19 protein-coding genes are annotated in these 21,798 nt (G+C 67.1%); 9 read left to right on the forward strand and 10 right to left on the reverse strand.

Going from position 1 to position 21,798, the window contains the following annotated elements:
• Positions 1 to 180: 180 nt before the first annotated feature.
• The gene (locus AC07M8_RS14910; RefSeq protein WP_495175113.1) at positions 181 to 867 is read left to right on the forward strand and encodes a hypothetical protein; all 687 of its coding nucleotides are present in this window, start codon (positions 181 to 183) and stop codon (positions 865 to 867) included.
• Positions 868 to 977: 110 nt separating this feature from the next.
• Here AC07M8_RS14910 and rpoD read toward each other — a convergent pair whose 3' ends face one another.
• From rpoD to AC07M8_RS14925, 3 genes are all read right to left on the reverse strand, one after another.
• Positions 978 to 3,014 (reverse strand): RNA polymerase sigma factor RpoD, encoded by a 2,037-nt coding sequence (gene rpoD / locus AC07M8_RS14915; RefSeq protein WP_495175114.1) that lies wholly within the window; start codon positions 3,012 to 3,014, stop codon positions 978 to 980.
• Positions 3,014 to 4,894: a DNA primase gene (dnaG, locus tag AC07M8_RS14920; protein WP_495175115.1), complete on the reverse strand. Its 1,881-nt coding sequence runs from the start codon at positions 4,892 to 4,894 to the stop codon at positions 3,014 to 3,016. Before dnaG ends, rpoD begins: the two co-directional genes overlap by 1 nt.
• A 103-nt stretch (positions 4,895 to 4,997) precedes the next feature.
• Complete coding sequence (locus tag AC07M8_RS14925; protein WP_267396817.1) at positions 4,998 to 5,450, reverse strand: GatB/YqeY domain-containing protein; 453 nt, start codon at positions 5,448 to 5,450, stop codon at positions 4,998 to 5,000.
• 145 nt (positions 5,451 to 5,595) lie between these two features.
• On the opposite strand from AC07M8_RS14925, the gene carA reads away from it, so the two are divergent.
• From carA to greA, 4 genes are all read left to right on the forward strand, one after another.
• Positions 5,596 to 6,795 carry a glutamine-hydrolyzing carbamoyl-phosphate synthase small subunit gene (gene carA / locus AC07M8_RS14930; protein ID WP_495175116.1) on the forward strand — a complete coding sequence of 400 codons (1,200 nt, stop codon included), beginning with the start codon at positions 5,596 to 5,598 and terminating at the stop codon, positions 6,793 to 6,795.
• Entirely contained in the window at positions 6,792 to 7,097 is a 306-nt protein-coding gene (locus AC07M8_RS14935; RefSeq protein WP_495175117.1) for a hypothetical protein, read from the forward strand. Before carA ends, AC07M8_RS14935 begins: the two co-directional genes overlap by 4 nt.
• A 47-nt stretch (positions 7,098 to 7,144) precedes the next feature.
• Positions 7,145 to 10,468, forward strand: coding sequence for a carbamoyl-phosphate synthase large subunit (gene carB, locus AC07M8_RS14940; protein ID WP_495175118.1), 3,324 nt, complete (start codon positions 7,145 to 7,147; stop codon positions 10,466 to 10,468).
• 79 nt (positions 10,469 to 10,547) lie between these two features.
• Positions 10,548 to 11,024: a transcription elongation factor GreA gene (greA, locus tag AC07M8_RS14945; RefSeq protein ID WP_267396820.1), complete on the forward strand. Its 477-nt coding sequence runs from the start codon at positions 10,548 to 10,550 to the stop codon at positions 11,022 to 11,024.
• Positions 11,025 to 11,120: 96 nt separating this feature from the next.
• On the opposite strand, the gene AC07M8_RS14950 is transcribed toward greA, so the two are convergent.
• The 5 genes from AC07M8_RS14950 to AC07M8_RS14970 form a co-directional block, all read right to left on the reverse strand.
• Positions 11,121 to 11,351, reverse strand: coding sequence for a DUF4170 domain-containing protein (locus AC07M8_RS14950; RefSeq protein ID WP_495175119.1), 231 nt, complete (start codon positions 11,349 to 11,351; stop codon positions 11,121 to 11,123).
• 221 nt (positions 11,352 to 11,572) lie between these two features.
• A complete protein-coding gene (locus tag AC07M8_RS14955; RefSeq protein WP_495175120.1) occupies positions 11,573 to 12,037 on the reverse strand; it encodes a hypothetical protein in 465 nt (154 codons plus the stop codon).
• Positions 12,038 to 12,093: 56 nt separating this feature from the next.
• Positions 12,094 to 12,384, reverse strand: a complete 291-nt coding sequence (locus AC07M8_RS14960) for a DUF3618 domain-containing protein (RefSeq protein ID WP_495175121.1) — start codon at positions 12,382 to 12,384, stop codon at positions 12,094 to 12,096.
• A complete protein-coding gene (locus tag AC07M8_RS14965) occupies positions 12,384 to 12,737 on the reverse strand; it encodes a phage holin family protein (RefSeq protein WP_495175122.1) in 354 nt (117 codons plus the stop codon). The genes AC07M8_RS14960 and AC07M8_RS14965 overlap by 1 nt, the downstream gene beginning before the upstream one ends.
• Before the next feature lie 5 nt (positions 12,738 to 12,742).
• Entirely contained in the window at positions 12,743 to 13,258 is a 516-nt protein-coding gene (locus tag AC07M8_RS14970) for a hypothetical protein (RefSeq protein WP_495175123.1), read from the reverse strand.
• Between the two features lie 136 nt (positions 13,259 to 13,394).
• Between AC07M8_RS14970 and eno the strand changes: the two genes are divergently transcribed.
• Positions 13,395 to 14,672, forward strand: a complete 1,278-nt coding sequence (gene eno, locus AC07M8_RS14975) for a phosphopyruvate hydratase (RefSeq protein WP_495175124.1) — start codon at positions 13,395 to 13,397, stop codon at positions 14,670 to 14,672.
• Positions 14,673 to 14,731: 59 nt separating this feature from the next.
• Positions 14,732 to 15,013: an FtsB family cell division protein gene (locus AC07M8_RS14980; RefSeq protein WP_267396827.1), complete on the forward strand. Its 282-nt coding sequence runs from the start codon at positions 14,732 to 14,734 to the stop codon at positions 15,011 to 15,013.
• Between the two features lie 250 nt (positions 15,014 to 15,263).
• Here the strand turns inward: AC07M8_RS14980 and AC07M8_RS14985 are convergent, their stop codons facing one another.
• Complete coding sequence (locus AC07M8_RS14985; protein WP_495175125.1) at positions 15,264 to 16,091, reverse strand: alpha/beta fold hydrolase; 828 nt, start codon at positions 16,089 to 16,091, stop codon at positions 15,264 to 15,266.
• A gap of 121 nt (positions 16,092 to 16,212) precedes the next feature.
• On the opposite strand from AC07M8_RS14985, the gene AC07M8_RS14990 reads away from it, so the two are divergent.
• Positions 16,213 to 17,979, forward strand: a complete 1,767-nt coding sequence (locus AC07M8_RS14990; RefSeq protein ID WP_495175126.1) for a DUF885 domain-containing protein — start codon at positions 16,213 to 16,215, stop codon at positions 17,977 to 17,979.
• A 124-nt stretch (positions 17,980 to 18,103) separates the two neighbouring features.
• Here AC07M8_RS14990 and AC07M8_RS14995 read toward each other — a convergent pair whose 3' ends face one another.
• Positions 18,104 to 19,501, reverse strand: coding sequence for an MFS transporter (locus AC07M8_RS14995; protein WP_495175127.1), 1,398 nt, complete (start codon positions 19,499 to 19,501; stop codon positions 18,104 to 18,106).
• Positions 19,502 to 19,626: 125 nt separating this feature from the next.
• On the opposite strand from AC07M8_RS14995, the gene AC07M8_RS15000 reads away from it, so the two are divergent.
• Entirely contained in the window at positions 19,627 to 21,741 is a 2,115-nt protein-coding gene (locus tag AC07M8_RS15000; RefSeq protein WP_495175128.1) for a prolyl oligopeptidase family serine peptidase, read from the forward strand.
• Positions 21,742 to 21,798 lie beyond the last annotated feature (57 nt).

Here is a 21,798-nt window from a genome sequence, read left to right on the forward strand (position 1 = left end):
AGGGCGCGGAGGCTTCGGCTGCCGCGCCTTTTTCTTGCCTGGCGGCTGGCCAACGCACGCGACCATGCTACCTCTCGGCTTTCTGTGGAGTATCGTTGCGGCAGCTGCGCCGTTATGATGCTGATAACAGTGGAAAAGAGAGGCGAGATGCGGCGAGCGATGGGCGCGTGGAGATACCCGATGGCGGCGGCTGCCGCTTACTGTGCGCTGGCGGGAACGGCGGTGCCGTCTGCTGCGCAGACCGGCGCCGTGTCCGCGCGCGACGTGCTCACCCAGGCTTCGTTCGGCTCCGCGACCAAGCAGGCAGCGATGCAGGGCGTGCTGACCGCCCAGCGGCTCGCCGCGGCGGCGCTGGCACGGTCGCCGACCGATCACGAGGCGCTGCTGATGCAGGCCACCGCCAAGGGCTATGAGGCCAAGCTCAGCGGCAGCCGCGCCGACGCGATCGCCGCGCGCAAGCTGTTCGAGGCGCTTGCCAGCCGCTCGCCGCGGGATGCCGAGCCGCAGCTCGGGCTCGGCGCCTGGCACATGGGCGCGGTGTTCAAGCTCGGCAGCCTGATGGGGCGGGCGGCGCTCGGCGCGCAAAAGGCGGTGGGGCTGGCCGCGCTGGACCGCGCGGTGGCGCTGGGCGGCGACAGGGCGTCCTGCGCCGGCGTCGCGGCGCTGTTGCGGCTGGAGCAGGACCCGGGCGACCAACGCGGCCGCGCGCTGGCGGAGATGGCCGCACGGGCGAGCACGCCGACCGCGTTCGACCGGGCGATGCGCCGGGCCTCGACCGCGGTGCTGGCGTCGCTCAACGGCGGCGATGCGGCGGCGACCAAGAAGCTGGCGGCCAGACTGCTGCCGTTCGGGCAATTCGGCGACTGAGCAGGGCTGCCGTCGCTGCTGGCGACCCGCCGGACGTCGACAGGTAGCACGAAAAGGGCCGCCGAGCTGATGCCCGGCGGCCCTTGTCCGTTGCTTGATTAGACGCCCGCTTACTGGTCGAGGAAGCTGCGCATCTTGCGGCTGCGGCTCGGGTGCTTGAGCTTCCTCAGCGCCTTGGCCTCGATCTGGCGGATGCGCTCGCGCGTCACCGAAAATTGCTGGCCGACCTCTTCAAGCGTGTGATCGGTATTCATGCCGATCCCGAAGCGCATGCGCAGCACGCGCTCCTCACGCGGGGTGAGGCTGGCAAGGACGCGGGTGACCGTTTCCTTGAGGTTGGCCTGGATCGCGGCGTCGACCGGGATCACCGCATTCTTGTCCTCGATGAAATCGCCGAGGTGGCTGTCTTCCTCATCGCCGATCGGCGTTTCGAGGCTGATCGGCTCCTTGGCGATCTTCATCACCTTGCGCACCTTCTCGAGCGGCATGCTCAGGCGCTCGGCCATCTCCTCCGGAGTCGGCTCGCGGCCCTGCTCGTGGAGGAACTGGCGGCTGGTGCGGACCAGCTTGTTGATCGTCTCGATCATGTGGACCGGGATACGGATCGTCCGCGCCTGGTCGGCGATCGAGCGGGTGATCGCCTGGCGGATCCACCAGGTCGCATAGGTGCTGAACTTGTAGCCGCGCCGATACTCGAACTTGTCGACCGCCTTCATCAGGCCGATGTTGCCCTCCTGGATCAGATCCAGAAACTGCAGCCCGCGGTTCGTGTACTTCTTGGCAATCGAGATCACCAGGCGGAGGTTGGCTTCGACCATCTCCTTCTTGGCGATCCGCGCCTCGCGCTCGGCCTTCTGCACCGTGTTGACGATGCGGCGGAACTCGGTGAGCGCCATGCCGGTCTGCTGGGCAATGTCGGCGATCTCGGCGCGGATGCGGTCAACCGCCTCGCCCTCGTTGGTCGCGAACGCGGTCCACTTCTTGTCGAGCTTGCCGATCGAGGCGAGCCAGTTCTCGTCGGTCTCATGGCCGACGTAGCGATCGAGGAAGTCCTTGCGCGCAACCTTGTGCCGTTCGGCGAGGCGCAGCATCTGCCCGCCCAGCGTCGTCAGGCGCCGGTTGTAGGCGTAGAGCTGGTCGACCAGGAACTCGATCTTGGCGTTGTGGAACTGGACGCTCTCCACCTCGGCGGTGAGCTCCTCGCGCAGCTTCTGGTACTTGCGTTCCTCGGCAGCCGACAGCTCGCCACCGGCGGCCATGGCATCGAGCCGCGCCTGCTGGACCTTGCTGAACTTCTTGTAGAGCGCGGTGATGTTGGCAAAGCGCTCCAACGCCTGCGGCTTGAGCGTCTCTTCCATCTGCGCGAGGCTGAGGGTGTTGTCCTCTTCCTCGTCATCGGCCGGACGCGGCGCGCGGCGCTCGCCGCCCTCCTCGTCCTCGTCGGCAGAGGCCTCCTCGGGCTCTTCCTCTTCCTTGAACGACGGGCCGGCGGCCTTCTCGGAGATTTCGCCGTTGTCGTCTTCCTCGGCACCCTCGACCTGCTCGGCGGTCGGGCCCTTGGAGAGCATCGCATCGAGATCGAGGATCTCGCGCAGCTGCATCGTGCCTTCATTGAGCGCGGTCGACCAATCGATGATCGCGTTGAAGGTGATCGGCGATTCGCACAGGCCGAGAATCATGGTGTCGCGACCAGCCTCGATGCGCTTGGCGATGGCGATCTCGCCCTCGCGGCTGAGCAGCTCGACCGCGCCCATCTCGCGCAGATACATCCGCACCGGATCATCGGTACGGTCGATCGTCTCTTTCTTCTTGGTGTCGAGCGCAGGCGCGCTGCCGGTATCCGCCTCGGCGTCCGGGGTCTCGACCTCGTCATCCTGCGCGTCGTCGGTCTCGCCGTCGTCGCCGGCCTCGTCGTTCTCGACGATGTTGACGCCCATCTCGTTGAGCGCCGCCATCACGTCCTCGAGCTGGTCGGAGGACATCTGGTCCTGCGGCAGCGCCTCGTTGAGCTGGTCGTAGGTGATGTAGCCGCGCTTCTTGGCGCGCGCGATCAGCTTCTTGACCGACGCATCGTTCATGTCGATCAGCGGCGCATCGCCCGTCTCTGCCGTGTCGGGGGCTTCAGCCGCCATGTTCGATTTCGCCATCAATTGCCCTCGGATCCAAACGCCCGGGCGTCTTCGTTCGCCTGCACGAGATTTGCAAGCCGAAGCTCCAACGCCTGTTTCTCTCTCACCAATGCCACTTGCCGTTCAAACGCCTCATCAGTGAAATGCGCCTGCATGGCGCTGGTTGCCTCGGCAAGCGCCAAATCGACTTCCGGACGTGCCACCATGATGGCAATCGCCTCGTCGAGGTCGGCTCTGGCTCTGGCCGGATCACCGGCATTCCGCGTGAACGAATAGGGCATCGTATCGGCTCTCAGCAGGTCGCTCGCGACTGAATCGAAACCGGATAACGCCAATATGGTAATCAAGCGGCCGCTATCAAGCGCCTGCTCCTCCAGCGCCAGATCGACCACCGCCTCGTAGAGCCTACCCAGCGCGCCATCGATCAGCTTGAGGCTGCCGAGCACCTCCATGTGCCGCGCAATCTCCACCGGATGGCGGATCAGCCCGGCGAGCACCGCCTTGGCAAGCACGCGGTCAATTCCGGCGGCGCGGACGGCCTTGGCGTCCTCGGTCGCCGGCGCGTGCGGCTGCTTCCACTGGCCCTTGGTGTCTCGCTTACCTTGTGGGCGGGGCGGGGCGGGGGTGAAGGCGCGGCGCTTGGGCGCGAAATGCTCGTAAACCCGGTTACGGAAGTCGTTCTCATATTCCTTGCGGACCGACGCATCGACGATGGTCGCGGCTAGCTCCTGGAGGCGCTGCTTGAGCCCGGCGCGCTGCTCGGGCGTATCGAGCGGGCCTGTGGCGAGTTCGCTGTGCCAGAGGCGGTCGACCAGGGGCTGGGGGTGCTGGAGCAGGGCTTCCATCGCTTGCGCGCCACCGGACCGGACCAGATCATCCGGATCCTGGCCTTCCGGCAGGGTGACGAAGGCAAGGCTGCGCCCGCCGCCGAGCATCGGCAGCGCGCGGTGGGCGGCGCGCAGCGCGGCCTTCTGCCCGGCGCTGTCACCGTCGAGGCAGAGGATCGGCACGTCGACCATCCGCCACAAGCGCTCGAGCTGCCCCTCGGTAAGCGCGGTGCCGAGCGGGGCGACCGCCTCGGCGATCCCCGCCTGGGCGAGCGCGATCACATCCATATAGCCCTCGACCACCAGCACCCGGCCGGACTTGCGGCTGGCGGGCGCGGCGCGATCGAGGTTGTAGAGGGTGCGGCCCTTGTCGAACAACGGCGTCTCGGGCGAGTTGAGGTATTTGGGCTCGCCCTCGCCGATGATCCGGCCGCCGAACGCAATCACCCGGCCGCGCGGATCGCGGATCGGGATCATCAGCCGGCCGCGGAAGCGGTCATAGGGTTCCTTGCCCTCGACCTGAATCAGCATGCCAGTCTCGACCAGCATCGGGTCGCCGAAGTCCTTTAGCGCGGCCTTGAGCTTGCCGCGGCTGTCCGGCGCAAAGCCCATGCCGAAGGTGCGCGCGGTCTCGGGCGTGATGCCGCGCTTTGCCAGCGCCGCGCGGGCATCGTTGCCGCCGAGCCCACCGAGCTGCTCGGTGAACCAGGCGGCGGCTCCGGCCATCGCCTCGTGCAGGCCCTTGGCGCGCTCGGCCTTGCGCGCGGACTGATGGTCCTGCGCGGGCATGTCGAGCCCTGCCGCCTGGGCGAGTTCCTTGACCGCGTCGATGAACGGCAGGCCGCGCTGGTCGGTCATCCAGCGGATCGCGTCGCCATGCGCCGAGCAGCCGAAGCAATGGTAGAAGCCCTTGTCGTCGTTGACGTAGAAGGAGGGCGTCTTCTCGTTGTGGAACGGGCAGCAGCCGCGCATCTCGCGGCCCGCCTTCTGCAGCTTGGTGGTCTTGCCGACCAGCGCCGACAGCGAGGTGCGGGCGCGCAGCTCGTCGAGGAATTGGGGGGAGAGGCTCATGGTTGGGTGCCTGCCTTCTCGACTGCGCGCCGCACGAACGGGTGGGCAAGATCCCGGGCCGCCGCCGCCGCGTCGAGCCCGATCGATATGCGGCCCTGTGCCGTTACGCCAGCGCCGCCTTCACCAGCCCGCTTGCCTTGGACATGTCCAGGCTCGCCGCATGCCGTGCCTTCAGCTCGGCCATCACCCGGCCCATGTCCTTCATCCCGCTGGCGCCGAGCTCGGCCTTGATTGCCTCGATCGCCGCGGTCGTCTCCGCCTCGCTCATCTGTGCCGGCAGGAAGCGCTCGATCACCGCGACCTCGGCCTTTTCGGCGTCGGCGAGTTCCTGGCGGCCGCCGGTCTCGTACATGGCGATCGACTCGCGGCGCTGCTTGACCATCTTCTGCAGCACCTCAACCACCACGGCGTCATCGTCCGCCGGCGCGGTGCCGGTGCGCAGCTCGATGTCACGGTTCTTGATGGCGGCCTGAATCAGGCTGATGGCGGCGCGCGCTTCCTTGTCGCCGGCCTTCATGGCGGTGACCTGCGCGGCCTTGATGTCGTCGCGAATCATGGGTGTCTCTCGAAGCCAAAGCGGTAAAGCGGGTTACCCTAGCGGAACAACGCTCCCCCGTGAACCGGTTGACCTCGCGGGGTGTGAGGTCTAGCGGGCGCCACTTAGCGACATCGCGAACCAACACAGGAGTGCCCGCCAAGCCATGGCCGACGCCAAACCCTCTGCCGCGCCTGCTACGTCCGCCAGGCCAGATGGCGCGACCGGCGTGCTCGTCCTCGCCAGTGGCGAGATCGCCTGGGGCCGCGGCTTCGGCGCCGAGGGGCAGGCGGTGGGCGAGGTGTGCTTCCACACCGCGATGACCGGCTATCAGGAGATCATGACCGATCCGTCCTTCGCCGGGCAGATCATCACCTTCACCTTCCCGCACATCGGCAACGTCGGCGCCAACCCGGACGACATCGAGGCCGACGCGCCGCATGCGCTGGGCATGATTGTCCGCGAGGACGTCACTGAGCCGTCCAACTTCCGGGCGGTCGAGCGGCTCGACGGCTGGATGAAGCGCCACGCGCGGATCGGCCTCGCCGGGATCGACACCCGCGCGCTGACCCGCCGGATCCGCAGCGGCGGCGCGCCCAACGGCGTGATCGCGCATTCGGCGAGCGGCGACTTTGACCTCGACCTGCTGCTCAAGCTGGCGCGCGGCTGGCCCGGGCTGGAGGGCATGGACCTCGCCAAGGAGGTGTCGACCGCGACCCATTATGCCTGGGGCGAGGCGCGCGAGGGCGGGGCATGGAAGCTCGGCCACGGCTATCTTCACAAAGGTCACGCAAACGACGCCCCGCGGCCGCATGTCGTCGCGATCGACTATGGCAGCAAATTCAACATCTTCCGCAACCTTGTTGAGGCGGGTGCGAAGGTAACGGTGCTACCTGCCGAGGCGACCTTCGACGAGGTCATGGCGCTCGCGCCGGATGGCATCTTCCTTTCCAACGGCCCCGGCGATCCCGCCGCGACCGGCGACTATGCGGTGCCGGTGATCCGGCAGCTGCTCGAGACGGGAAAGCCGCTGTTCGGCATCTGCCTGGGACACCAGCTGCTCGGGCTGGCGGTGGGCGCGACCACCACCAAGATGTTCCAGGGCCATCGCGGCGCCAACCACCCGGTCAAGCGGCTCAGCGACGGCGCGGTGGAAATCACCAGCATGAACCACGGCTTTGCGGTGGAACGCGACAGCCTGCCCGCCAACGTCCGCGAGACGCATGTGTCGCTGTTCGACGGCTCGAACGCGGGGCTGGAGCTGACCGATCGGCCGGCGTTCAGCGTGCAATATCATCCTGAGGCGAGCCCGGGGCCGCAGGATAGCCTGTACCTGTTCGAGCGGTTCGTGGGTTCGCTGCGGTGAAACGTGCCGGCGGCGTCTTGCTGATCTGCGCGATAATGCTCGTGGGATGTGCAACGCATCGCGCGGAAAAGCCGCTCCTGACTGCGGGCGCCTACCGGCATATCGCTGCGACGTGCCATGCCGATCACGCTGTCTTCTATCGCGGGACCAAAGGTCTGCCTCATGTCGAATTCACCTATGGCGATGCTGCCAAGCAGGTGGGGGATGAAGGTTCACCGATCTTCAAATGCATGGGCGCCAACCTGCAGCACTACCGCTACGACTTTTTCTCGTTCAAGGCCGATCCTCCAGTTGCGGAGTGATCTGGTCATGAACATCCCTTCCGTTCTTACTTGGGTCTGTCCCGCTGATGCCTAAACGCACCGACATCTCCTCCATCCTCGTCATCGGCGCAGGGCCGATTGTGATCGGCCAGGCGTGCGAGTTCGATTATTCGGGCACGCAGGCGATCAAGGCGCTTAAGGAAGAGGGCTATCGCATCGTCCTGGTCAATTCGAACCCGGCGACGATCATGACCGATCCCGAGCTCGCCGACGCGACTTATGTCGAGCCGATCACGCCCGAGATCGTCGCCAAGATTATCGAGAAGGAGCGGCCGGACGCGGTGCTGCCGACGATGGGCGGGCAGACCGCGCTCAACACAGCGCTGGCGCTGTTCCGCGACGGCACGCTGGAAAAGTATGGCGTGCAGATGATCGGCGCCGACGCCGAGGCGATCGACAAGGCCGAGGATCGCCAGAAGTTCAAGGTGGCGATGGACAAGATCGGGCTGGAAAGCGCCCGCTCGGCGATTGCGCACAGCGAGGCCGAGGCGCTGGAGGGGCTCGCCAAGGTCGGGCTGCCGGCGATCATCCGCCCGAGCTTCACCATGGGCGGGTCAGGCGGCGGCATCGCCTACAATCGCGAGGAATTCTTGAGCATTGTCCGCTCGGGCCTCGACCTCTCGCCGACCACCGAGGTGCTGATCGAGGAATCGCTCCTGGGCTGGAAGGAGTATGAGATGGAGGTCGTGCGCGACCGCAACGACAATTGCATCATCATCTGCTCGATCGAGAACGTCGATGCGATGGGCACCCACACCGGCGATTCGATCACGGTCGCGCCGGCGCTGACGCTGACCGACAAGGAATATCAGATCATGCGCAACGCATCGATCGCGGTGCTCCGCGAGATCGGTGTGGAGACGGGCGGCTCCAACGTCCAGTTCGCGGTCAATCCCAAGGATGGCCGGCTGATCGTGATCGAGATGAACCCGCGGGTGTCGCGCAGCTCGGCGCTCGCCTCCAAGGCGACCGGCTTCCCGATCGCCAAGGTCGCCGCGAAGCTCGCGGTGGGCTATACGCTCGACGAGATCGAGAACGACATCACCGGAGCGACTCCCGCGTCGTTCGAGCCGACGATCGACTATGTGGTCACCAAGATCCCGCGCTTCGCATTCGAGAAGTTCAAGGGCGCCGAGGCGACGCTCGGCACCGCGATGAAGTCGGTCGGCGAGGTGATGGCGATCGGCCGCAACATCCATGAATCAATGCAGAAGGCGTTGCGCGGGCTGGAGACCGGGCTGTCCGGCTTCAACAATGTCGAGCGGCTGGCGGGCGCCCCGCGCGACGTGATCGAGGCCGAATTGGCGATCCGCTCGCCCGACCGGCTGATGATCGCGGCGCAGGCGTTGCGCGAAGGCTTCACCGTTGCCGAGGTGCAGACGCTGACCGCCTACGACCCCTGGTTTCTCGAACGGATCGCGGAGATCGTCGAGGCGGAAGCGCAGATCTGCCGCGAGGGCCTGCCGATCGAGGCCGCCGGCATGCGGCGCCTCAAGTCGATGGGGTTCAGCGACAAGCGGCTGGCCTTCCTGGCGCTGCATTCGGCCAACCTCCGCGGCAATGCGCGCGGCATCGCCCGCGGCACCGGGCTGATCCACGAAGCGGTGGTGGCGATGACCGGCGGCGTCACCGAGGACGAGGTGCGCGCGCTGCGTCACCGACTGGGCGTGCGCCCCGTGTTCAAGCGGATCGACACCTGTGCGGCCGAGTTCGACGCCAAGACGCCGTACATGTACTCGACCTACGAGTCGCCGAGCTTCGGCGAGCCAGAGAGCGAGGCGGCACCGAGCGACCGGCGCAAGATCGTGATCCTCGGCGGCGGCCCCAACCGCATCGGCCAGGGCATCGAGTTCGACTATTGCTGCTGCCATGCCTGCTTCGCACTGGCAGACGCCGGCTATGAGACGATCATGGTCAACTGCAACCCGGAGACGGTGAGCACCGACTATGACACCTCGGACCGGCTCTATTTCGAGCCGCTGACCGCCGAGGACGTGCTCGAGATCCTCCATGTCGAGCAGTCGCGCGGCGAACTGGTCGGCGTCATCGTCCAGTTCGGCGGGCAGACCCCGCTCAACCTCGCACGCGCGCTGGAAAAGGCGGGGATCCCGATCCTCGGCACCTCGCCCGACGCGATCGATCTCGCCGAGGACCGCGAGCGGTTTGCGGCGCTGATCAACAAGCTCAAGCTGCGCCAGCCGGCCAACGGCCTCGCCCGCAGCCGTGACGAGGCCGTCGCCGCTGCCGAGCGGATCGGCTATCCGGTGCTGATGCGGCCGAGTTATGTGCTGGGCGGCCGGGCGATGGAGATCGTCGATTCGCTCCAGCAGCTCGACGACTACATCCAGACCGCGGTGCAGGTATCGGGCGAATCGCCGGTACTGATCGACCAATATCTCCGCGACGCGATCGAGGTGGACGTGGACGCGATCTGCGACGGCACCGATGTGGTGGTTGCGGGCGTGCTCCAGCATATCGAGGAAGCCGGCGTCCATTCGGGCGACAGCGCCTGCTCGATCCCGCCTTATTCGCTTACCCCCGCGATCATCGCCGAGATCGAGCGGCAGACGGTGCTGCTCGCGCATGCGCTGTCGGTGGTCGGGCTGATGAACATCCAGTTCGCGGTGAAGGACGACCTTGTCTATCTGATCGAGGTCAACCCGCGCGCCAGCCGCACGGTGCCGTTCGTCGCCAAGGCGATCGGCGCGCCGATCGCCAAGATCGCGAGCCGGGTGATGGCGGGCGAGAAGCTGAAGGACCTGCCGGCGATCAACCGCCACATCGATTATTATGCGGTCAAGGAAGCGGTGTTCCCGTTCAACCGCTTCCCGGGCACCGATCCGGTATTGTCACCCGAGATGAAAAGCACCGGCGAAGTGATGGGAATCGATCCCGATTTCACCACCGCCTTTGCCAAGTCGCAGCTCGGCGCCGGCACGGTGCTGCCGACCAGCGGCACCGCGTTCGTCAGCGTCAAGCATGGCGACAAGCCGCACATCGTGCCGGCGGTGCGCTCGCTGCTCGAGCATGGCTTTCACGTGCTCGCGACCGGTGGTACCGCGGATTACCTCGAGCTTGCCGGGCTGTCGGTGGAGCGGGTCAACAAGGTCGCGCAGGGGCGGCCGCACATCCTCGACCGGATCATGGACGGCGAGGTGGGGCTGATCTTCAACACCACCGAGGGGTGGCAGAGCCTCAAGGATTCCAAGCCGATCCGCCAGGCGGCGCTCGCGCAGAAGATCCCTTACTTCACCACCGCGCCCGCCTCGGTACAGGCGGCGGCGGCAATCGGCACGCGCTCCCTTGAAGTGCGTCCGTTGCAGTCTTATTATTCGCAGTCGCACTATTAATCCCGGCATGATCGCGTGATGTGCGGGCGGGCGCCCTGGTCGGGGGCCCGCTTGGGAATGAGTTATTGGGGACGAGACAATGGCCACCGTCGAAAAGATGCCGATGCTGCAAGAGGGCTATGAGAAGCTCACTGCGGATTTGCGGCGTCTCAAAGAGGAGCGGCCGCACATCGTCGACGCGATCGAGGAAGCGCGTGCCCATGGCGATCTGTCGGAAAACGCCGAATACCATGCTGCCAAGGAGCAGCAGGGCCAGAATGAGGCGACGATCAGCGACATCGAGGACAAATTGTCCCGCGCGCAGATCATCGACCCGCGCGACCTGTCGGGCGACAAGGTGGTGTTCGGCGCCACGGTGACGCTGCTCGACGACGACAACAAGCCGGTGCGCTATCAGATCGTCGGCCAGACCGAGGCGAACGCCAAGACCGGCCGGATCTCGTACAATTCGCCGCTCGGCCGCGCGCTGATCGGGCGCAAGGTGGACGAAGAGGTCGAGGTCGCGGTGCCCGCGGGCGACCGTTATTATGTGGTGTCGAAGATCGAGTTCATCTGATCAGCGCGCCACAGCCGCAGACATGAAAAAGGCCGGGGAAACCCGGCCTTTTGTTTGTTCGTCATTCCGGACTGGACCCGGGATGACGAGAGGCGGTTATGCCGTCGGGGGCGTGATCGCGTCCGGCTCGAGCAGGCGGTGGAGGTGGACCACCACGAACTTCATCTCGGCATCGTCGACGGTGCGCTGCGCGGCGGCGCGCCAGGCCTTTTCGGCGTCGCCATAGTCGGCGAAGATGCCGACGACCTCGAGTTGCGAAGGATCGGCGAATTCGAGGGTGCGGGGATCCTTGACGCGGCCGCCGAAGACGAGGTGGAGCTTGCTCATGCGAAATCCTGGCTGAAGGGGTTCGCCGGCTGCCCTAGCGTGTTGCGGCGCGGGATTGAACCCTGCGCGTGGGGTGGGCAACAGATGGTAATGGACACGATCGTGCTGCGGCATGCCGGCGTTGCCGCGGCGTCCATGGCACGCGGTAGGCTTCGGACCACGGCCGGCGTGACGGGAGGAGGAGAGGCGAGCGGTGGCCCATTCCTCTCCTCCGAGGTGCGTCACGCCTTGCTGGTGGCCGTCTTGGCGGCAGCGGCGCCCGCGGTCTGCGCGGCCTTGACGACATTGCCGAGCAGCGTCTTGACCTGGTCGCGCGCGGCATCCTTGTTGATGCCGAAGCCGTCGAGTTCGGCGGTGCCGGCTTCGCGGGCGGCGGCGATCGCCTGGCGGGCACGCTCGCCGATCTGCTGGCCGAGCGGCGCAAGCAGTTCCTTTTCCTTGGCCGAGCGAGGGATCAGCGCGCCGGCGATGGCGCCGACGGCGAGGCCACCGATCAGGATGCCGAGCGGGTTCGATTCGAGCCCTTCGACGGTGCGGCGCGCGGCGTCGCTGGCGACTTCCTTGGAGCTGCCGAGCGCGGAGGACGCCTTTTCGACGGTAGCCTCATAGGCGTGGGTCACGGTCTCCTTGGCGTCGTGCAGGCGGCCGTGGGTCTCGCGGTCCTTGGCGGTATCGATATCGGTCATGGAAGGTCCTTTGCGAGCATTGACGGGATCAACGGCTGGCGCCGTTGGCGGTTTCATCAGGGACGGCGACGGAACAGACCGGCGATCCGGCGACGCGCGAGCACCGCGCCGGCGAGCGCGACGACGCCGGCGACCGCAGCGGGATTGCGCCGTGCGGTCTCGATCCCGGCCTGGGCGGCGGCGCCACCCTTGTCGGTGACCTCGACCATCGCCTGGCGGGCCAGTGCCTTGGGGCTGAGCTTGACCTGCAGCCTGGCGAGCGTTGCCGACAGACGCTGGCGGGCCACCGCGGCCTCGAGCTCGGCATCGACCAGCCGCGCGACCGGATCGGGCGAGAGGTTGGCCATCACACCGTCTCCCGCCGGGCGGGGGCAAGACGGCCCTTGCCGATGATGCCGAGCACCGCGGCGATCACCAGCACCGTTACCACCACCGCAGCGGTGGCGAAGCCGGGGCCGATCAGCGTCGCAAGACTGAGAATGAGGCCGACCAGCAGCGCGATCAACGCCGCCAGCGCCAGCACCCCGGCGACCGCGAAGAACAGGATCGCGCTCTTATAGGCGCCGGCACGCTCGGCGAATTTGGCCTTGTACAGCGCGATCTCGGCTGCGGCCAGATCGCGGGTGTCGTCCACCAATTGACCGACCAGCGTCGCCACGCTCTCATCGTCGGTGGCCTGCTCGATTGTCCCGGTCGCCAAGCTGATCAGGCCTTGTTGTCGTCGAGGCCGGACTGGGCGAGGCGGGCGACCACGAAGCCCAATGCGGCGGCGATGCCGACGGCGACCGCGGGGCTCTTGCGGATGTAGCCGCGCGCCTCGTCGATCAGCGCATCGACGTCCTTGCCCTTCACCTGCTCGGCGAAGCCCGAGACGGTGCTCGCCGCGGTGCGGGCATATTCGCCATATTGCGCGCCGAGCTTGTCATCGACCTGGCCTGCGGCGTCGGTGAGCAGCTGCGAGAGCTGGTCCAGCGCGCCGCTCGCCTTGTCCTTGCCGGTGTCGGCAAAGGCGCGGAGCTTGTCGTTGGCCTGCGCGCCATATTTGGCGGAATAGTCCTTGAACGCCTGGCGGGCCTGATCGGCCTTGCTGCCGGTCGCAGTGCCCTCGGCATCGAACTCGACGCCGGTGTCCTTGAGCGGCGCGGCGGGCTCGAACTCGGTGGTGGCGGGCGGCGGGGTGATGTCGCCGTCGGTCATCGGGGTTGCGTTGTCGTCGGCCATGGTTTGCGCCCTTTCGATTGTTCGTCGCTTCAACCCCGCGTCACGAACACCGGTTCCATCGGCGCGGCGATTGCCCGCGGCGGGACAGCGCGGTAGAGGCGCGGCGAGATATGCCCTGACCTAGGAGCTTCGTTACGTGACCGCAATCATCGACATCCATGCCCGCCAGATCCTCGACAGCCGGGGCAACCCGACGGTGGAAGTCGACGTATTGCTCGAGGACGGCAGCTTCGGCCGCGCCGCCGTGCCGTCGGGCGCGTCGACCGGCGCGCACGAGGCGGTCGAGCGCCGCGACGGCGACAAGAGTCGCTGGGGCGGCAAGGGCGTCGACGAGGCGGTCGAGGCGGTCAACGACGAGATCACCGACACGGTGCTCGGCATGGATGCCGAGGATCAGGCCGATCTCGACCAGGCAATGATCGAGCTCGACGGTACCGAGAACAAGGGCCGTCTCGGCGCCAACGCGATCCTCGGCGTCAGCCTCGCCGCCGCCAAGGCGGCCGCCGAGGCGCGCGGCATGCCGCTGTACAAGTACATTGGCGGCGTCTCGGCGCACGTGCTGCCGGTGCCGATGATGAACATCATCAACGGCGGCGAGCATGCCGACAATCCGATCGACTTCCAGGAGTTCATGATCGTGCCGGTCGGCGCCGCCAACATCGTCGAGGCGGTGCGCTGCGGCTCGGAGATCTTCCACACGCTCAAGAAGGGCCTGTCCGAGAAGGGCCTCGCCACCGGCGTCGGCGACGAGGGCGGCTTCGCGCCGAACATCGCCAGCACCACCGAGGCGCTCGACTTCATCATGACCAGCATCGAGAAGGCGGGCTACACCCCGGGCGACGACGTGATGCTCGCGCTCGATTGCGCCGCGACCGAATTCTACAAGGACGGCCGCTACAATATCTCGGGCGAGGGCAAGATCCTTTCGAGCGACGAGATGGCCGAGTATCTCGCCGAGCTCACCCGCCGCTATCCGATCTTCTCGATCGAGGACGGCATGGGCGAGGACGATTGGGCGGGCTGGAAGACGCTGACCGATCTGGTCGGCGACAAGGTCCAGCTGGTCGGCGACGACCTGTTCGTGACCAACCCCAAGCGCCTCAAGCGCGGCATCGACGGCGGCTATGCCAATTCGCTGCTGGTGAAGGTCAACCAGATCGGCACGCTGACCGAGACGCTGGAAGCGGTGTCGATGGCGCAGCGCGCCAAGTACACCGCGGTGATGAGCCATCGCTCGGGCGAGACCGAGGATGCGACCATCGCCGACCTCGCAGTCGCCACCAACTGCGGCCAGATCAAGACCGGCAGCCTTGCCCGCTCGGACCGGCTCGCCAAGTACAACCAGCTGATCCGCATCGAGGAAGAGCTGGGCGATTCGGCACGTTACGCCGGCCGGAGCGTTCTGAAGGCTTGATCGCCCGACACGGAGAGTGAATGATGGCGCGCGTGAAAACATCGGCCTTTCGCAGGACCATGAAGCGCGCCGCCTGGCCCGCGATCGGCTTCACGCTGATCGCGGTGTTCGGCACCTATGCCGTGCTGGGGCCCAACGGCATCCTCGCTTATGGCGACTACAAGCGCCAACTAGCCAAGCGCGAGCGCGACTATGCGGTGCTCGACCACCGCCGCGAGGTGATCAAGAACCGGGTGGCGCTGCTCGACCCCGATCACGCCAATCCGGACATGGTGGACGAGATGACCCGCAAGGAGCTCAACGTCGTCCATCCGGACGAGGTGATCGTGCCGCTCAAGTAGTCGGTTGGCGCGACGCTGGGTGAGGTCGCGCAGAGGCGCGGAGGGCGCAGAGAGGGTTCGCCTGCGGCGGCAGCCCTATCATTATTGAGGTTAAGTGCGGCTTCGCCGCGGGGGCGGCATCTCTGCGTCCTCCGCGCCTCCGCGCGAAACATCTTTTCGTGGTGCTTGCGGGCTGAGATCCCAGCTTTCGCTAGCATGGTAGAGGCTGGGCGGCGACGCTCTTGCGGAGGTCGCCGCCTGACAGCTCCGGTTACTTGCCGAGGAAGGTCAGCAGGTCGTTGGTAAGGCGGTCGCTTTCGGTGACGTTGAGGCCGTGTGGTGCGCCGTCATATTCCACCAGCTGGCTGTTCGCGATGCCCTTGGCGGCGGCGCGCCCGGAGGCGTCGATCGGCACCGTCTTGTCGCCGGTGCCGTGGACGATCAGCGTCGGCACCCTGAAGGCGGCGAGATCGGGGCGGAAGTCCGTGTGTCCGAACGCCTGGGCGCAGGCGAGGGTGGGCTTGAGGCCGGCCTGGAGCGCGAGCGCGGTGGAATAGGCGACCATATCGTCGCTGACCGGGCTGGTGATGTAGCCGACGCCGTAGAATTGCGGGATGAAGGTCTGGCGGAAGAAGTTCGGCCGGTCCGCCTTGATGCCCGCAACGATCTGGTCAAACGTCGATTGCGGCGTGCCGTCGGGATTGTCGTCGGTCTTGAGCATATAGGGCACGACCGACGAGATCAGGCCGGCGGCGATCACGCCCTGGCCATTGTGGCGGCTCATGTAGCGCGCGACCTCGCCGCCGCCCATCGAGAAGCCGACGATCGTTGCGTCCTGATCGGCGCCCGTTTCCTTCATGACGTCGGCGAGATCGTCCGACAGCGTGTCATAGTCATAGCCGCTCCACGGCTGGCCCGAGCGACCGAAGCCACGGCGGTCATAGGCGATCGCGCGGAAGCCGGCCTCGGCGAGCGCTACAGCCTGCGCGTCCCAGCTGTCGGCGTTGAGCGGCCAGCCGTGCAGCAGGATGACCGGGCGGCCGCTGCCCCAGTCCTTGACGTAGATATCCGTACCATCGCGGGTCTTTACGTAAGGCATCGAGTCTCTCCAGTGGATTGCTCGAGGTTTAACAAGGCGCCGTTGTGGACGTTCCCGCCGGATGCGGGCTGGTGCTCGAATTCCGTCTCTGGCAGCATGTACGGCGAACGAGGAGAGACGGATGCGCGCAACGGTGGCGGTTTCGATGGTGGCCCTGGCAATGGCCGGGGCGGGGGCGCTCGCGGGATGTTCGCGCGAGGCGGCGGCGCCGACCAACCAGGTTGCGGCGGCGCCGAGCCCCGCGGCCACCGCGTCGGCGACCAACTGGGCGCAGTTCCGCAACGGCTTCATCGAGGGCTGGTTCAAGCTCGATCCGGCCAACGCCGTCTACCAGGGACGCCACGATTTCGATGGCCAGCTGCCGGACTGGAGCGCCGCGGGACTCAAGCGGCAGAGCGACTATCTTCACCAGGCGATCGGCCGCGCCAAGGCGTTCGGCGATAACGGGCTGAGCCCGCAGGACAAGTTCGAGCGCGATTATCTGATCAAGGTCGCGGAAGGGAAATTGTTCTGGCTGGAGGATGCCGACCAGCCCCACACCAACCCGGCTTATTATGTCGGCGGCGGGCTTGACCCCAACGTCTATATCGCGCGGCCCTATGCCGATGCGCCGACGCGGATGAAGGCGCTGATCGCCTTCCTGCAGCGGGTGCCGGCAGCGGCGCAGAACATCCGCGCCAACCTCAAGACGCCGATGCCGCGCTCGTTCGTCGATTACGGCGTGGCCGGTTTCCAGGGCTTCGCCGATTACTACGCCGGCGATGCCAGGAAGGCGTTCGCGGCGGTCCAGGACCCGGCGCTGCAGGCGCAGCTGACTGACGCGGCGACCAAGGCGAGCGCGTCGATGAAGGAGCTGGCGGGCTGGGTGAAGAGCCAGCAGGGCAGCGCGACCGGCAATTTCGCGCTCGGCGCCGATCGCTTCCAGCGAATGATCCTTGCTACCGAGGGTGTCGACACGCCGCTCGCCCAGCTCGAGGCGGCGGGACGCGCCGATCTCAAGCGCAACCAGGATGCGCTCGCCGCGGCTTGCGCGCTCTACGCCAAGGGCCAGACGATCCCGGCGTGCATCGACAAGGTGGGGGCGAACAAGGCCGCCGACGGTCCCGTGGCCGAGGCGCGGCGGCAGATACCGATGCTGCGCAAGTTCGTGGTCGATCACGATCTGGTGACGATCCCCGGCACCGAGGAAGCCAAGGTGGAGGAAAGCCCGCCCTACAACCGGCAGAACTCCGCCTATATCGACCCGCCGGGACCGTTCGATAAGGGTATTCCCTCGGTCTATTACATCTCGCCGCCCGATCCCGCCTGGGACAAGAAGACCCGCGATGCGTTCGTGCCGGGCAAGGCCGAGTTGCTGTTCACCTCGGTGCACGAGGTGATGCCGGGGCATTTCGTCCAGTTCCTCCACGCCAACCGTTCGCCGTCGCTCTTCGGGCGATTGTTCGTCGGCTATGCGTTCGCCGAGGGCTGGGCGCATTACATGGAGGAGACGATGTGGGAGGCGGGCCTCAACCAGGGCGACGCCGAGACGCATATCGGCCAGATCTCGAACGCGCTGCTGCGCGACTGCCGCTTCTTGTCGGCGATCGGCATGCATGCGCGCGGCATGACCCAGGCGCAGAGCCTCAAGATGTTTCGCGAGCAATGCTATCAGGACGAGGGCAATTCCCGCCAGCAGGCGGCGCGCGGCACCTATGATCCGGCCTATCTCAACTACACGATGGGCAAGCTGATGATCCGCAAGCTGCGTGACGACTGGACCGCCACCAGGGGCGGTCGCAAGGCATGGAAGGCGTTCCACGACCAGCTGCTGAGCTATGGTGGCCCGCCGATCCCGCTGCTCCGCCAGCAGATGATGGGTGAGCCGACCGCGAAGGCGGTGTTCTAGGGCTGCCCGAACCGTCATCCCAGCGGAAGCTGGGATCTCGTGCCGCGAGCGGTCGGCCTCGTAACGCGAAGACCCCAGCTTTCGCTGGGGTGACGGGACCGGGCTCGGCGCCGGCCTCCGGCCGCTAGCGCGTGTGGCGCATCACCGGCACGTCGTCGCGCGTCTCGGCAAGTGTCGGGTTGCGGATCGACGGGCGCAGGCGGGCGATGCTGCACAGGCCGGCGACCAGCGCGAGGCCGGCGGCGACCAGCGGGGGGGTGGTGCCGGCGCCGATGCCGAGCGCGAGCAGCGCCGCGACCAGGGTCGCGCCGGTGGTCTGGCCGACCAGCCGCACCGTGCCGACCAGCCCGCCCGCGGCGGCGGCGCGCTCGCGCGGGGCGGAGCCGATGATCAGGCGTGCGTTGGGCGGCAGGAACAGCCCGAAGCCCGATCCGCACAAGGCCATCCGCCAGGCGATGTCGAAATAGGTCGGGTCTGCCGGCAGCAACGCGATCAACGACAAGGCCACGATCGAGATCGCCATGCCGATGCCGCCGAGCAGCCCGGCGGGGACGCGGTCGGACAGCCACCCCGAGAGCGGCGCGACGATCATGTTGGTGAGCGGCCAGGGCGCGATCGCGGCGCCGACCTCGGCGGCGGAGAAGCCATAGCCGTGCTGGAGGCGGAACGGCGTCGCCAGCAGCAGCGTCATCGACGCGGTGAAGGCGGTATAGGCGCCGATCGCCGACAGCGCGATCACCGGCTTTGCGAGGAGGTCGATCGGCAGGATCGGCTTGGCCTCGCCGCGCTCGCGGCGGACGAAGAACCAGCCGATGACAACGCCGGTGAGCACGATCGCCGCCGAGACGATCGGGCTGTCGCCATGGACGCCGCTTTCGGCGCCCGAGATCACCAGCCCGATCATCGCCGCGCACATCACCGCGCCGAGCACGTCGAACGGCTCGTCGTGCGGCTGCGGATCGGGCAGCGCGCGGCCGAGCGCGAGGCTGAGCAACGCGAACGGCACCGCGCTCGCGAACACCCACGGCCATGGCGCGATCGCGAGGACCAGGCCGCCGATCGTCGGCGCGAGGGCGGCCGAGCTCGACACCACCACCGAATTGATGCCGAGCCCGCGGCCGAGCTGCTTGGCCGGGTAGATCGAGCGTATCAGCGCCGGGGACACGCTGAGCGCCGCCGCCGCGCCGAGTGCCTGGGCGGCGCGGACGACGAGCAGGAACGGCAGGCTCTTGGCGAAGAAGCACAGGATCGTGGCGACGGTGAACACCATCTGCCCGAACTGGTAGGTGCGCTTCAGCCCGAACTTGTCGCCGAGCCCGGCGAATGGGAGGATCATCATGGCCAGGATCAGCTGGTAGACCGTCACCACCGCGACCACGGCGCTGCTTTCGACATGGAGGTCGCGTGCGATGGTCGGCAGCGCGACGGTGGCAACGCCGCCGTCGATGATCACCAGCGCGGTGCCGGCGGAGATCGCGCCGATCGCGAGATAGCGGCGGGGAAGGGGGAGGCCGTCGGTCATGGCAGCTCAGAAATCCTGCGGTTCGGGCTTGTTCCGGCAGTGACCCTCCCGCACACTCCGGCCCGCAGCCGATAGGGGCGGGCGGCACGGGGAACAACCCGGCCGGGGATCAACAAGGGGACAGCATGCGTAACTGGTGGATGGCTAGTCTGGCTGCGGTGCTTGCGGCGGCGCCCGCGCTCGCGCAGAGCGACGCGATGACCAATGATCCCTATATCTGGCTCGAAGACAAGGATGGCGCCAAGCCGCTGGCGTGGGTGGAGGCGGAGAATGCCAAGACCCTGCCGCGATTGCAGAACGATCCGCGCTACGCGACCTTCTACAAGGAAGCGCTGGCGATCGCCTCGGCCAAGGATCGCATCCCGATGCCGGCGCAGATGTTCGGCCGGATCTACAATTTCTGGCGCGACGCCGATCACCCGCAGGGCATCTGGCGCTGGACCAGCGAGGCCGATTACGCCGCGCCCGCGCCGCACTGGACGACGACGCTCGATCTCGATGCGTTGGGCAGGGCCGAGGGCAAGAAGTGGGTGTGGAAGGGCGCGACCTGCCTGGAGCCCGAGGAGCGATTGTGCCTGGTGGCGCTGTCGGAGGGCGGCGAGGACGCGGTGACTTATCGCGAGTTCGATCTCGCCGCGGGCCAGTTCGTCGCCGGTGGCTTCACCCTGCCCAAGTCGAAGCAGGGCGCCGAATGGCTCGACAAGGATACTTTGCTGGTCAGCCGCGACTGGGGCGCGGGGACGATGACCCAGTCGAGCTATCCGTTCGTGGTCAAGACGGTGAAGCGCGGTGCGCCGCTCGAGGCGGCGACCGAGGTGTATCGCGGCCAGCCGACCGACCAGCTTGGCACCTATGCGGGCGTGATCACCGACGGCCAGGGCCACCGGCTGGTGACGATCCTGCGTCGTACCACCTTCTTCGGCGGCGAGACCTACATCTGGACGCCGAGCGGCACGCGCAAGCTCGATCTGCCGGCGCGGACCTTTCCCGCCGGCATGGTCGACGGCCAGGTGCTGTTCCAGACCAGCGATCCCTGGGGCAGCGTGCCCGCGGGCGCGATCGCGTCGGTGCCGCTCGCCGATGTCGAGGTGGGGAGGCTCAGACCCACCATCCTGTTCGCGCCGACGCCGCGCCAGTCGGTCGACGAGGTGGTCGCCACCCGCAACCATGTGGTGCTGATCTATAACGACAATGTCCGTGGCCGCGCCTCGGTCTACACCCATGGCAAGGGCGGCTGGACCGCCAAGCCGATCGCGCTGCCCGACAATGCCTCGCTCGGCGTCGCCAGCGCCGACGACAAGAGCGATCACGGCTATCTGACCGTGACCGACTTCCTCACGCCCACGACGCTGCTGCCGCTCGATGCGGCGGCGGCCACGGCAGCGCGGCCGGTGAAGACGCTGCCGGCGAAGTTCGATGCTACTGGACTGGTGGTCGAACAGCATGAGGCGACCTCGGCCGACGGCACCAAGGTGCCCTATTTCGTCGTCCACAAGCAGGGCATCGCGCTCGACGGCACCACGCCGACGATCATGACCGCTTATGGCGGGTTCGAGCTGCCGATGCTGCCGAGCTATTCCGGCGTCACCGGCAAGCTGTGGCTGGAGCGCGGCGGCTCCTATGTGCTCGCCAACATCCGCGGCGGCGGCGAGTTCGGCCCGGCGTGGCACGACGCCGGCCGCAAGACCAAGCGGCAGGTAATCTACGACGATTTCGCCAGCGTCGCCAAGGACCTGATCGCGCGGCAGCTGACCAGCCCGGCCAAGCTCGGCATCTATGGCGGCTCCAACGGCGGGCTGCTGATGGGCGTCGAGTTCAACCAGCATCCCGATCTGTGGAAGGCGGTGACCATCCAGGTGCCGCTGCTCGACATGATCCGCTACGAGCAGATCGCCGCCGGCGCGTCGTGGGTCGACGAATATGGCTCGGTGGCGAACCCGGACGAGAAGGCGTTCCTCGAGACGATCTCGCCCTATCAGAACATCAAGAAGGGCGTCGCCTACCCCGAGCCCTATATCTGGACCACCACCAAGGACGATCGCGTCGGGCCCCAGCATGCCCGCAAGTTCGCGGCGCGGCTCAAGGAATATGGCCTGCCCTATCTGTTCTACGAGGACACCGCCGGCGGGCATTCGGGCGATGCCGATATCGAGCAGGGCGCGCGATTGCAGGCGCTGCAGATGACCTATTTCGCGCAAAAACTGCTCGGCCCGGCATCCCAGGCGACCGCAGCGCGCTGAACAGGCGTTGCGCTAGCGGAACGAAATCCTTTCTTCCCCGGTTCTGCTGATCCGGGA

This window comes from Sphingomonas sp. GW821-FHT09E03, from assembly GCF_059416225.1.